General features: G+C 70.2%; 7 protein-coding genes and 1 pseudogene. 5 read left to right on the top strand and 3 right to left on the bottom strand.

From position 1 onward, the window contains the following. The 3 genes from AC2H6A_RS13005 to AC2H6A_RS12995 form a co-directional block, all read left to right on the top strand. Positions 1-339, top strand: a 339-nt coding sequence (locus tag AC2H6A_RS13005; RefSeq protein ID WP_484274029.1) for an efflux RND transporter permease subunit, incomplete at its 5' end; no start/stop codon positions are given. Continuing rightward, positions 336-1721 carry an efflux transporter outer membrane subunit gene (locus AC2H6A_RS13000; protein ID WP_484274028.1) on the top strand — a complete coding sequence of 462 codons (1386 nt, stop codon included), beginning with the start codon at positions 336-338 and terminating at the stop codon, positions 1719-1721. The genes AC2H6A_RS13005 and AC2H6A_RS13000, both read left to right, overlap by 4 nt. Continuing rightward, positions 1718-3250 carry an acyl-CoA carboxylase subunit beta gene (locus AC2H6A_RS12995; RefSeq protein ID WP_484274027.1) on the top strand — a complete coding sequence of 511 codons (1533 nt, stop codon included), beginning with the start codon at positions 1718-1720 and terminating at the stop codon, positions 3248-3250. Before AC2H6A_RS13000 ends, AC2H6A_RS12995 begins: the two co-directional genes overlap by 4 nt. Before the next feature lie 36 nt (positions 3251-3286). Here AC2H6A_RS12995 and AC2H6A_RS12990 read toward each other — a convergent pair whose 3' ends face one another. Both AC2H6A_RS12990 and AC2H6A_RS12985 read right to left on the bottom strand, forming a co-directional pair. Continuing rightward, a complete protein-coding gene (locus AC2H6A_RS12990; protein ID WP_484274026.1) occupies positions 3287-4471 on the bottom strand; it encodes an efflux RND transporter periplasmic adaptor subunit in 1185 nt (394 codons plus the stop codon). Continuing rightward, positions 4461-7649, bottom strand: a complete 3189-nt coding sequence (locus AC2H6A_RS12985) for an efflux RND transporter permease subunit (RefSeq protein ID WP_484274025.1) — start codon at positions 7647-7649, stop codon at positions 4461-4463. The genes AC2H6A_RS12990 and AC2H6A_RS12985 overlap by 11 nt, the downstream gene beginning before the upstream one ends. A 228-nt stretch (positions 7650-7877) precedes the next feature. On the opposite strand from AC2H6A_RS12985, the gene ppc reads away from it, so the two are divergent. Next, complete coding sequence (gene ppc, locus AC2H6A_RS12980) at positions 7878-10676, top strand: phosphoenolpyruvate carboxylase (RefSeq protein WP_484274024.1); 2799 nt, start codon at positions 7878-7880, stop codon at positions 10674-10676. Then, entirely contained in the window at positions 10673-12007 is a 1335-nt protein-coding gene (locus AC2H6A_RS12975) for an ATP-dependent 6-phosphofructokinase (RefSeq protein ID WP_484274023.1), read from the top strand. Before ppc ends, AC2H6A_RS12975 begins: the two co-directional genes overlap by 4 nt. Before the next feature lie 51 nt (positions 12008-12058). On the opposite strand, the pseudogene AC2H6A_RS12970 reads toward AC2H6A_RS12975, so the two are convergent. Beyond that, positions 12059-12619: pseudogene (locus AC2H6A_RS12970) on the bottom strand (hypothetical protein); the annotation flags it as partial.

Here is a 12619-nt window from a genome sequence, read left to right as displayed (position 1 = left end):
GTCGAGTTCGCCAAGATGCTGCGCGAGCAGGGGCAGGACGCGGTCAGCGCGGCACTGGGTGCCGCCCGTCTGCGGCTGCGCCCGATCATGATGACCTCCTTCGCCTTCATCCTCGGGGTGGTGCCGCTGATCATGGCCAGCGGCGCGGGCGCGGCGTCGCGGGTGTCCATGGGGGTCACGGTCTTCAGCGGCATGCTGGCCGCCACCCTGCTCGCGATCTTCCTGGTGCCGGTACTCTATGTGGTGGTCGACCGGCTCTTCAACCGTCGCGGCACCCCTTCCAGGCCATCCGTGCCGCCGGATCCGCCCCCGGCGAACGCCCCGGAGACCACGCCATGAGAACCCTGCGTCTTCCGCTCGCGCTGGTCGTCGCGGGCAGTCTCAGCGCTTGCGCGGTCCCGGAGGCCTTCCGCCGACCCGACCTGTCACTGCCGGGCGCCTATCCCGGCGCAGCCGCCGGCACCGAGGGTGCGCCCGCGCTGGGCAGCGTCGGCTGGCAGGCGGTGTTCACCGACACGGCGCTGCGCGGCCTGATCGAGGAGGCGCTGCGCAGCGGCCCCGACGGTCTGATCGCCGCGGCGCGGGTGCGCGAGTCCGCCGCCCTGATCGGCCTTGCCCGTGCACCCGCCCTGCCCTCGCTTGCCGCCTCGCTCAACACCACGCCGATCGCCCGTCTGCCGGGGCAGAACCTCTCGTCCTCGTACCTCGCCGGGGGCGCGGTGTCCTGGGAGCTCGACCTCTGGGGACGCTACGCCCGGGCCACCGACGCCGCCCGCGCCGACCTGCTCGCCGCCACCGAGAACCGCCATGCCGTGAGCGCCTCGCTGGTGGGCAATATGGCCAGCCTGTACTACCAGCTCGGCGCGCTGCGCGAATCCGAGGCGGTGCTGCAGGCGTCGGTCAACAGCCAGCAGGAAGGGCTGCGGATCATCCAGCGCATGTCGCAGGCCGGCATCGTGAGCGCCGCCGAGGAGCGTCAGCAGGAGAGCGCCATCGCGGCCTCGCAGGCCCGACTGCCCGGCCTGCGCCGTCAGATGCTCGAGGTGCAGAACGCGATCGCGCTGCTGCTCGGCCGCCCGCCCGGCTCGGTCACCATACCTGCCGCCACAACGCTCGTCCTGCCGGCCGCGCTGCCGGCGGGTCTGCCCTCGGCCCTGCTCACCCGCCGCCCCGACATCCGCCGCGCCGAGGCCCAGCTCGCGGCCGCGGATGCCCGGGTGGCCGAGGCTCGGGCCCGATTCTTTCCCCAGCTCTCGCTCACGGCGGTGCTCGGCGTGACCAGCACCGCGCTGTCCAGCCTGCTCGGCGGGGGGGCAGCCACGGTGGCCTCCCTGGGGCCGGGCCTGGTGGCACCGCTCTACACCGGCGGCTCATTGAGTGCCAATCGGGATGCCGCGCTCGCCCGGCTTGATCAGTCCCTGCTCGCCTACCGCAAGACCGTGTTCGCCGCCCTGGGCGAGGTCGCCGATGGCCTGCAGGCCTACGAGAGCAGCGCCGAGGCGCAGCGCCTGCAGGAAGCGCGCGTGGCCATCGGCGCCGAGGCCCTGCGCCTGGCCGAGCTGCGATTCCGCGCCGGCACCACCAGCTTTCTCGAGGTGCTCGATGCGCAGCGGCAACTGCTCGCCGCGCAACTCGATGCCGTGCAGGCGGTGCTCGATCGGCGGCTGGCCCTGGTGCGCGTCTACCTTGCCCTGGGCGGGGGATGGGAGTCGCCGACATGAGCTCCTCCCCGGGTCCCACCGGGCCGGCAGTCCGCCCCGAGCTGCAGGCCGTGCTCGAGGCCCGGGCGGCGCTGCAGGATGCCGCGCGCCCCGAGGCGCTGGCGCGTCAGCACGCCCGCGGCCGCCTGAGCGTGCGCGAGGCGCTTGCCGGCCTGATCGACCCTGACAGCTTCGTCGAGTACGGCGGGCTTGCCCAGCCCGCGGTGGACGGCATGAGCGGCGCCGCCGACGGGCTGGTGATGGGCACGGCGCAGGTGGGTGGCCGCGCGGTCGACCTGGTGCTCTACGACTACACGGTTCACGGCGGCACGCAGAGCGCGGTCAATCACCAGAAGATCACCCGGATGTTCGAACACGCGCTGCGTCATCGTCTGCCGGTGATCCTCTGGCTCGAGGGCGGCGGGGCACGCACCCATGACATGCTGGTGTCGGCACGGGGTCCCACGACCACCTTCGTGGTCTTCGCGCGGCTTTCGGGGCTGGTGCCCACCATCGGCATCGTGCCCAGCCGGGCCTTTGCCGGTCATGCCAATCTCGCCGGCCTGTCGGACCTGCTGATCGCCGTTCGCGGCAGCGCCATGGGCCTGGGCGGACCGCCCCTGGTGCACGCCGCGCTCGGCGTGACCCTCACCCCCGAGGAGATCGGGCCGGCCGACGCCCATGTGCGCAGCGGCGTGATCGACCTGCTGGCCGACGACGACGCCCATGCCATCACCCTGGCGCGGCGCTACCTCGCCTTCTTCGGCCCCGCCACCGAGCCGCCGCGCGCACCCGATCCGCTGCCCCTGCGCGAACTGGTGCCGCTCAATCCGCGCCGCGCCTACGATGTGCGCAAGGTGATCGCCCATCTCGCCGACCTCGACAGCAGCCTCGAGCTCAAGCCGGGCTGGGGTCGCTCGGTGGTCACCAGCCTCGTGCGCATCGACGGGCGCACGGTCGGTGTGGTGGCGAACCAGCCCATGCACGCCGCCGGCGCGATCGACTCGGCCGCGGCGGTGAAGGCGGCGCGCTTCGTGCAGATCTGCGACGCCTTCGACATCCCCCTCCTGCTGCTCTGCGACACCCCGGGCCTCATGGTCGGGCCCGAGGCCGAGCAGACCGGCCTGGTGCGGCACAGCGCACGCATGCTCACCGCCATCGCCAATGCCACCGTGCCGATCATGACGGTCGTGCTGCGCAAGGCCTACGGGCTGGGCTACTACATCATGGGCTCACAGCCCCTCGACCCGGCCATCCTGCTGGCCTGGCCCACCGCCGAGTACGGCGGCATGGGGCTGGAGGGCGCGGTGAGCATCCTGCACCGACGCGAGCTCGAAGCGATGGCAGACCCCGGCGAACGGGCGGCACGCCATCGCGAGCTGACCGCGCAGCTCAAGGACGAGCACACCGCGCTGAAGACCGCGGCCAAGTTCACCTACGACGATGTCATCGACCCTGCCGACACCCGGCGCATCCTGGTGCAGACCCTGCGCACCCTGCCGCCCCCCGCACCGCGGGAGGGTCGCAAGCGGCTGATCGAACCCTTCTGAGGCCCCGCCCGGAAGCCGCCGGGCGAGAGCGGCCTGTCAGGACTTGCCGGGGGCAGGCGGGCGCGCCGCCGGCGGCCTGGGCTTGACCTTCGCGCCATCGGCAATGCCATCGGGCGGGCTTTCGATGAGGCGGTCGGAGGCGACCAGTCCCGTGGCGATTTCCACCGACGCCCCCAGGTCCCGGGCGATGGTCACCGGCTTGAGCATCACCTGATGGTCGGCGTTCACCACCGCCACCCGCGGCCCGGCCTTGCCGAAGAGCAGCGCGCTCGGCGGGATCACCAGCACGCCTTCGCGGGGCGGCAGACTGAAGCGCACCGAGGCGAAGCCCCCCGGCAGCAGGCCCGCCTGGCGATTGTCGGCGGCGAGCTGCACCACCATGCCGCCCGTGCCGGCTCCGATCGCCTGCGAAAGCGCCAGCACCCGGGCATCGAAGCGCTGCCCCGGCCGCTCGGGCACCGAGAAGCTGACTGCGTCGCCGGCCTTGACCGCTGGCACCTGGTTCTGCGGCACGGTGACATACAACCGCACCCGTGCCACATCAGAGACCACGAAGAGCTCGGTGCCGGCTGCCCCTCCGGGATTGACCAGCGCGCCGATGTCGGTGGAGCGCGCGGTGACCACACCCTCGAAGGGTGCCGCCACCCGCGCGAAGCCCTTGAGTGCGAGCAGCCGGTCGAGGTTGGCCTGCACGGCACTGGCCTGGGCCTGCTTCACGGCGACATCCCCGGACTTTTCCTCCACCGCCTGGGCCGATACGAAGTTCTGGCTCTGCAGTGTTTGCCAGCGCCGCGCGGTGGCCTCGGAGAGCGCCGCGTTGGCGCGCGCGCTGGCGAGTTCGGCACGGGCCTGCAGCAGTTGCTGGTCGAGCTCCGGCGTGTCGATCTCTGCGAGCAGCTGACCCGCCTTGACCGGCGTGCCGATATCGGCATGCCAGCGCCTGATATAGCCGGCCACTCGCGCATGGACCAGGGCCCGCGACTGCGCCTCGATGCGACCTGGCAGGTCGAGCACCGGCGGCGGACCGGCTGGCGCGCTGGGCGAGATCAGCGTGACCACCGGCTCGGCCTGGGCTTGCGCCCGCTGCTGGAGACGGGCGGCATCGGACTGACGCGCGCTGATGCCCAGGGCGGCCACGACGCCGCCCGTCAGCAGCACCGCGAGGGCGAACAGGCCGAGCCGACTTCGCGCCGGCGGCCCGCCGTCGGGATCAGAGAGCATTGGGAACTCCGCGGGAAGATGCCGCCTCGCGACGCGCCGGGCGGCGATGCACCAGGCTGAACACGACCGGCACGAACATCAGGGTGGCAAAGGTGGCGAACACCAGGCCGCCGATGACCGCGCGGCCGAGCGGCGCATTCTGTTCGCCGCCTTCGCCCAGCCCCAGCGCCATCGGCAGCATGCCGATGATCATGGCCAGTGCGGTCATCAGCACCGGGCGCAGGCGAACGAAGCCGGCCTCGAGCGCCGCCTGCGTGGCGTCACCGAGTTTGTCGAGACGCTCGCGCGCGAAGCTGATCACCAGCACGCTGTTGGCGGTGGCCACGCCCATGCACATGATCGCCCCGGTGAGCGCAGGTACCGACAGCGTGGTGTCGGTGGCAAACAGGATCCAGACGATGCCGGCCAGCGCAGCCGGCAGCGCGGTGATGATCACGAATGGATCGATCCAGGACTGGAAGTTGACCACGATCAGGAAGTAGATCAGCGCGATGGCGCCGAGCAGTCCGTAGAGCAGGCCGGAGAAGGCCCGGTCCATGGTGCGCACCTGGCCAAGCAGCACCACCTTCGCGCCTTTGGGAACCTCGCCCGCGGTGTCGGCAATCACCCGTCGGATGTCGGCCGCCACCGCGCCGAGATCGCGATCCTGGGTGGTGGCGTTCACCTGCACCATGGGCTGCAGATCGTACTGACTCACCACCGCGTTGGCGCTGCCCCGACTCACCGTGGCCAGGCCGCCCAGCACCTGCGGGCTCGCGGCGGCAGATCCGGTAACCGGCACACCCGACAGACGGGTGAGCGATTCCATGTCGCGCTGCGGGGTCTGGACCACGATCGCGTAGGACACACCGTTGGCCGGATTCAGCCAGTAGGTGGGCGCCACCTGGCTGCTGCCAGCCAGATTGACGACCAGGCTGTTGGTGACATCGCGCGCCGTCAGGCCAAGCTCGAGCGCACGCGACCGGTCCATGTCCACCTTGAGCACCGGGCTGCGCGGTGATTGCTGGATCCGGACATCTGCCACGCCGGCAATGGCGCGCAGCCGCGTGACGAGTTGGCTGGCATAGGCGAAGTTGCCCTCGAGGTTGCCGCCCCGTACCTGGATGTCGATCGGCGCCGGTGCGCCGAAGTTCAGGATCTGGCTGACGATGTCGGCCGGCGGAAACGAGAACACCGTATCGGGAAACTCCGCCGGCAGCACCTCGCGCAGCACCCGCACATAGTCGGCGGTGGGCTTGTGACCAGGCTTGAGCGCAATCTGGATGTCGCCATCCTGGGTGCCGATCACCCCGGTGTTGTTGTAGATGAGGTTGATGCTGCTCGGCGGCAGGCCGATGTTGTCGACGAAGGCCGCGATCTCCTCGGAGGGCACCACCCGACGGATCGCCTGCTCGATCTGCGCGAAGCGCGCGGCGGTCTCCTCCACCCGCGTGCCCACCGGCACCCGCGCATGCATGAGGATCTGCCCGCCATCCACCGCCGGAAAGAAGTTGCTGCCCAGATAAGGCACCAGGGCAAACGACGCAAGCACGAAAGCCATGAAGCCCGCCACGAAGACCGCGCGATGGGCAAGCGCCGAGGCAAGCCACGCCCGGTAGCCGCGGCGCACGCGCGCGAAGCCGGCCTCGAAGCCCTGCTGGAACCGCACCAGCGGATTGCGGGAGCGCAGCGCCGTGCCGGACCCGACCGCGTGGTGGGCCCGCAGCAGGTACTTGGCCATGGTCGGCACCAGGGTGCGCGAGAGCAGAAAGGAGAAGACCATGGCGAGCATCACGGCCTCGGCCATCGGCACGAACAGGAAACGCGACACCCCGTCGAGAAAGAACATCGGCACGAACACGATGCAGATGCACAGCATGGAGACGAAGGCCGGCACCACGATCTGCCGGGCGCCATCCATGATGGCGGTCTCGACATCCTTGCCCTGCTCGAGGTGCCAGCTGATGTTCTCGATGGTCACCGTGGCATCGTCGACCAGGATGCCCACCGCCAGGGCCAGGCCGCCGAGAGTCATGATGTTGAGCGTCTCGCCGATGGCCGCCAGCCCGAGCACTGCGCCCATGATCGACAGCGGGATCGAGACCGCAATGATCAGTGTGGGGCGCCAGCTGCCCAGAAACAGCAGGATCATCAGGCTGGTGAGGGCGGCGGCGATCAGCCCCTCGAGCGCCACGCCCGTGATGGCCGCCCGCACGAAGATCGACTGGTCATTGATCGGCGTGACGGTGAGGTTGGGCGGCAGCGAGGCGCGCAGGCCGGCGAGCTTCTCGCGGATGCCGTCGACGATGCTCAGCGTGGAGGTCGCGCCGTTCTTGAGCACCGACATCAGCACCGAACGGCCGCCATCCACATGCACGATGTTGGTCTGCGGCGAGTTGCCGTCGAGCACCTGGGCGACGTCGCGCAGATAGACCGTGGCGCCACCGGCACTGCGGATCGGCAGACCGCCGAGATCGCTGATCGCCACGGCGGCGTTGTTGAGCTGCACGGTGTGCTCGAGGCTGCCGATCTTCTGGGTACCCACCGGCAGGATCAGGTTCTGTGCGGCCAGCGCGTTGGAGACATCCTGGGCCGACAGCCCCCGGGCCTGCAGCGCGACCGGGTCGAGATCGATCTGAACGAGACGCTGCTTGCCGCCATAAGGCCAGGGGATGGCTGCCCCCGGCACGGTGACCAGCGGCGGGCGCACAGCCGTGATGCCAAGGTCGAACAGGTTCTGTTCCGACAGGCCCTGGCCCGACAGCGCGAGCTGCAGGATGGGCACCGTGGAGGCGTTGTAGTTGATGATCAGCGGCGGCAGCGTGCCCGGGGGCATCTGTCGCACCACCACTTGCGAGATCGCGGTCACCTGGGCATTGGCCACCGCCACATTCACGCCGGGCTGGAAGAAGATCTTGACGATGCCGATGCCGGCATACGACGTGGCCTCGATGTGCTCGATGTCGTTGACCGTGGTGGTCAGTGCGCGCTGGTAGAGGGTGCTGATGCGCCCGGCCATCTGCTCGGGCGGCAGGCCGGTGTACTGCCAGGCCACCGCGATCACCGGGATGCGGATCTCCGGAAAGATGTCGGTGGGCATGCGCAGCGCTGCCAGCGGACCGAGGATGAGCAGCAGCAGCGCCATCACCACGAAGGTGTAGGGCCGGCGCAGGGCAACGCTGACGATGTCGACGAACATGCTCGGGGGTGGGCGATGGTGGATGCGCCACTGCGGGTGTTGGCGCGACCACCCGGCGGCGCCTTGCGGACAGCGACCGCGCATTATGCGGCGAAGACCGGATCGACCGCGGCTTGACCTTGCCGGGATCCGGAAGCCCCCGCTCGTGGTACAGACCTTGCGTGACCCGCACCAGGTCCACCGATGTCGCCGCAGGCGCACGCCTGCGGTGCGCCCCGAGGTCTTCCGATGGCGAAATCCGCACCGAAACCCACCGCCGCCCGCCGATGCCAGGAGCCTGGCGACACCGATGAGGCGCTGATCGCCGACATCCGCTTCCTGGGCCGCATCCTGGGCGATGTCATCCGCGAGCAGGAGGGCCGCGAAGCCTTCGAGCTGATCGAGCGGGTGCGGCAGCTGTCGGTGGCCGGGCGCCTGAAGCGCGACGCGGCCGCCGGTCGCACCCTGGATCGCCTGTTGAAGAACCTGGGCATCGATCAGACCGTGTCGGTGGTACGCGCGTTCAGCTACTTTTCCCACCTGGCCAACATCGCCGAAGACCGGCATCAGGTCCGCCGCCACGAGGCGCAGGAGCGCCGGGGCGTGCTCGAGGAAGGCTCGCTCGCGATGACCATGGAGCGGCTGGCCGCCGGCGAGATCCGCGCCGCCGACATCGCCGACGTCCTTGCCCGAGCGCATATCTCGCCGGTGCTCACCGCCCATCCCACCGAGGTGCAGCGAAAGAGCATCCTGGACGCGCAGCGGGCGATCTCGGAACTGCTCGGCGCGCGCGACGGCCTTCGCACCGAGCGCGAGCGCCGCGACAACGAGTCGCTGATCCGCGCCCGGGTGACGCAGCTCTGGCAGACCCGGATGCTGCGCTACACCCGCCTGACGGTGGCCGACGAGATCGAGAACGCGCTCAGCTACTACCGCAGCACCTTCCTGCGGGAGATTCCACGCCTCTACGCCGAGCTCGAGGAGATGCTGCCCGGGCACGACATCGCGACCTTCTTCCGGATGGGCAACTGGATCGGCGGTGACCGCGACGGCAATCCCAATGTCACCGCGGCCACCCTGCGCGCTGCCTTGCGCAGCCAGAGCGAGACCGCGCTGCGCTTCTACCTCACCGAGGTGCACGAACTCGGCGCGGAGTTGTCGATCTCGGCACTGCTGGCGCCGATCACCCCGGCCATGCAGGCCCTGGCCGAGCACTCCCCCGATCGCAACGCGCACCGCGAGGACGAGCCATACCGACGCGCCCTCACCGGCATCTACGCGCGCCTCGCGGCCACGCTGCATGAGCTCACCGGGACCGAGGCGCTGCGCCACGCCCTCGCCCCGCAGGAGCCCTACCCCGATGCCGCGCACTTTCTCGCCGACCTGCAGGTGATCGCGCAGTCGCTGCGCTCGCACCACGCGCGCGCCCTGATCGCACCACGTCTCGCGCCGCTGATCCGGGCGGTGCAGGTCTTCGGCTTCCATCTGGCCACCGTCGACCTGCGCCAGAGCTCGGACAAGCACGAGGCGGTGGTGGCCGAACTGCTGGCCGTGGCCAGCCTGGAGGCCGACTATCCGTCCCTGGACGAGGCTGCTCGGCGCGCGCTGCTGCTGCGCCTGCTCGACGATCCGCGCCCGCTGCGCGTGCGCAGCGCGGCCTACTCGGACCTGTGCCGCGATGAGCTGGCGATCTTCGACGCCGCGCGCGAGATGCTCGAGCGCTACGGCCCGGCGGCGCTGCGCCACTGCATCATCTCGCACACCGAATCGGTGAGTGATCTGCTCGAGGTGCTGCTGCTGCAGAAGGAGGCGGGCCTGATGCGCGGCACCCTGTCGCGGGAAGGCATCGCCGACCTGATCGTGGTGCCGCTCTTCGAGACCATCGGCGACCTGCGCAATGCCGCCGAGATCATGCAGGCCTTCTACCAGCTGCCGGGCGTGCCCGCGCTGGTGGCCCGCTCCGGCGCCGAGCAGGACATCATGCTCGGCTACAGCGACAGCAACAAGGACGGCGGCTTCTTCACCAGCAACTGGGAGCTCTACCGGGCCGAGACCGCGCTGGTGTCGGTCTTCGAGCCCTTGCGGGCCGCGCACGGCATCCGCCTGCGCCTGTTCCATGGCCGCGGCGGCACCGTCGGCCGCGGTGGCGGGCCGAGCTACCAGGCCATCCTGGCGCAACCACCCGGCACGGTGAACGGCCAGATCCGGCTCACCGAGCAGGGGGAGGTGATCAACAGCAAGTACGCCAACCCGGCGATCGGCCGACGACACCTCGAGGCGCTGGTCGCAGCCACCCTGGAGGCCACGCTGCTGCACCCGACCGCGAGCGCCCCCAGGACCTTTCTCGACGCCGCCCAGTCGCTCTCGGATGCCGGCATGGCCGCCTACCGCGAACTGGTCTACGGCACACCCGGATTCGTCGACTACTTCTTCGACACCACGCCGATCCGCGAGATCGCCGAACTGAACATCGGTTCGCGACCTGCCTCGCGCAAGGCCACCCGGGCCATCGAGGACCTGCGCGCCATTCCCTGGGGCTTCAGCTGGGGGCAGTGCCGGGTGATGCTGCCGGGCTGGTACGGCTTCGGTTCGGCGGTGGAGGCCTTCCTCAACCAGGGCGATCGCGAACGGCGGGTCGCGCTGCTGCAGCGCATGCACCGGCAGTGGCCGTTCTTTCGAACCCTGCTGTCCAATCTCGACATGGTGCTGGCCAAGAGCGACCTCGGCATCGCCACCCGTTATCTGGAGCTCGGCGCCGACCGCCGCATGGGCAAGCGCATCTTCACGGCCATCCAGTCCGAGTGGCAGCGCACGCAGTCAGCGATGGCGACGATCACCGGCGAGACCATCCGGCTCGCCTCCAGTCCGGCGCTGGCCCGCTCGATCGGTCATCGCTTTCCCTATCTCGACCCGCTCAACCATCTGCAGGTGGAGCTGATGCGTCGTCACCGCCAGCGCAGCCCCACCGAGCCGCTCAACGAGCGGGTGCGTCGCGGCATCCACCTCTCGATCAACGGCCTCGCTGCCGGTCTGAGGAACACCGGATGAACACGGCAGGCCCCGCGGTTGCCGAGCTCGTCATCGATGTGCTCGGGCACTGTCGCCTGCCCTCTCCGGTGGCGCGCCATCTTGGCGAGCGGGCGGTGCACTTCGTCGGCTCGGCCGACAAGGTGCTGCTCGACGATGCACTGTCGTCGCTGCGGGGCGCGAAGGGAGATCCTGATTCGCTCCCGGCTTTCGAGCTGGCCGGACCGCGCGACCGGATCTTCTTCGATCCGCGCACGGTGCGTGCCGGCATCGTCACCTGTGGCGGGCTGGCGCCGGGCCTGAACAATGTGGTGCGCGGGCTGGTGCTGGAGCTCTCGGTCGGCTACGGCGTGCGCCAGGTGCTCGGCTTTCGCTTCGGCTACGAAGGGCTGATCGCCCGCTTCGGCCATGTGCCCCTCACCCTGACACCGGAGTCGGTGGCGCACATCCATCACGAGGGCGGCACGGTGCTGGGCACCTCGCGCGGCTCGCAGGATGCGGCCGAGGTGGTCGACAACCTCGAGGCCAATGGCATCGACATCCTGTTCGTGGTCGGTGGCGACGGCAGCATGCGCGGCGCGATGCGCCTGTGCGCCGAGATCGCACGACGCGGGCTGCGGATCGCGGTGGTCGGCGTGCCCAAGACCATCGACAACGATGTGCCCTTCATCGATCGCAGCTTCGGCTTCGTCACCGCCTACTCCGCGGCGGTCGACGCCATCCGCAGCGCCCGGGTCGAGGCGCTCGCCGCCCGCGACGGGATCGGCCTGGTCAAGCTGATGGGCCGGCACTCCGGCTTTCTCGCCTGCCAGGCCGCGCTGGCCTCCACCGAGGCCGATCTGGTGCTGATTCCCGAGGTGCCGATGCGTCTGCAGGGCGACTCGGGCGTGCTCGCCTGCCTGGGTCGGGTGCTCGACCGCAAGGGGCACGCGGTGGTGGTGGCCGCCGAGGGCGTGGCGCAGGACCTGATCGCCCCCGCGGCGGACGCTGAATCGGTGGACAAGAGCGGCAACGCCCGGCTGAAGGATGCCGGGGTGTTCCTGCGCGATCGCATCGGTGCGCACTTCGCGCAGGCCGGACGCGAGGTGACCGTGAAGTACATCGACCCGAGCTACACCATCCGCAGCATCCCGGCCTGCGCCTCGGACAGCGTGTACTGCTGGAACATGGCTCGTCACGCGGTGCATGCGGCGATGGCCGGCAACACCAGCATGCTCATCGGCCGCTGGCACGGCCGCTTCGTGCATGTGCCGATGGCGCTGGCCACGCGCGAGAGCCGGCGGGTGAATCCGGAGGGCGACCTCTGGATGTCGGTGATCGAGAACACCGGCCAGCCGCGCACCTTCGGCTGAGCAGCCGGCGGCAACGCCCGCGAGCCGGGAGCCCGGCGCAGCAGCGCCGGCTCAATCGAGCGGCGTGCGGACCCGCGACTGCTGACGCTGCACTTCGCGGGTCTTCATGGCGATGTATTCCTTGCGGGTGACCTCCTGCAACTGGCGCGGATAGCGCTCGGTGGCGGTGAACCACTCCTCGAGCGCACGGTGCTCCCGCTCGGGCGGCGCCAGCCCCAGCGTGCCCAGCCAGGCTTCGATGGCGAGGTAGTAGCGCATGGCATTGCGCTCGAGCGAGCCGCGCATGCCGCCCACGAACGGCGCCGCAGCGCCTGCGCCCTCGCGGCTGAAGCCGACCTTGTCGCTGCCCGCGGTGGCGAGATACACCTGCATGGCCGCCCGTGCCGTCCAGCTCGACTGATACGCGTAGGTGACATGCAGCAGGGTCTCGCGCTCGCCCTGGGGCGCAGCCTCCAGAGCGATGCGGTAGTTGCGCGTGCCCAGCGGCCCTTCGGCCGCCTCGAGCCCGACCGCAAAGCGCTGATCGCTGGTCTCCTGAAGCCTGAACGCCAGCCGGATCCAGTGCGCATCGCCCAGTGGCTGCTCGAACTTGCGGCCCAGCCCGAGCACCAG

Source organism: Quisquiliibacterium sp. (assembly GCF_982640115.1).
The sequence above is the reverse complement of the archived record's forward strand: the minus strand, read 5'-3'. Positions and strand labels throughout refer to the sequence as shown.

Excerpts from the sequence above, each read along its gene's own strand:
- AC2H6A_RS12975 (WP_484274023.1), top strand. The coding sequence starts at position 10,673 with ATGAACACGGCAGGCCCCGCGGTTGCCGAGCTCGTCATCGATGTGCTC.
- AC2H6A_RS12985 (WP_484274025.1), bottom strand. The coding sequence starts at position 7,649 with ATGTTCGTCGACATCGTCAGCGTTGCCCTGCGCCGGCCCTACACCTTC.
- AC2H6A_RS12995 (WP_484274027.1), top strand. The coding sequence starts at position 1,718 with ATGAGCTCCTCCCCGGGTCCCACCGGGCCGGCAGTCCGCCCCGAGCTG.
- ppc (WP_484274024.1), top strand. The coding sequence starts at position 7,878 with ATGGCGAAATCCGCACCGAAACCCACCGCCGCCCGCCGATGCCAGGAG.
- AC2H6A_RS12990 (WP_484274026.1), bottom strand. The coding sequence starts at position 4,471 with ATGCTCTCTGATCCCGACGGCGGGCCGCCGGCGCGAAGTCGGCTCGGC.
- AC2H6A_RS13000 (WP_484274028.1), top strand. The coding sequence starts at position 336 with ATGAGAACCCTGCGTCTTCCGCTCGCGCTGGTCGTCGCGGGCAGTCTC.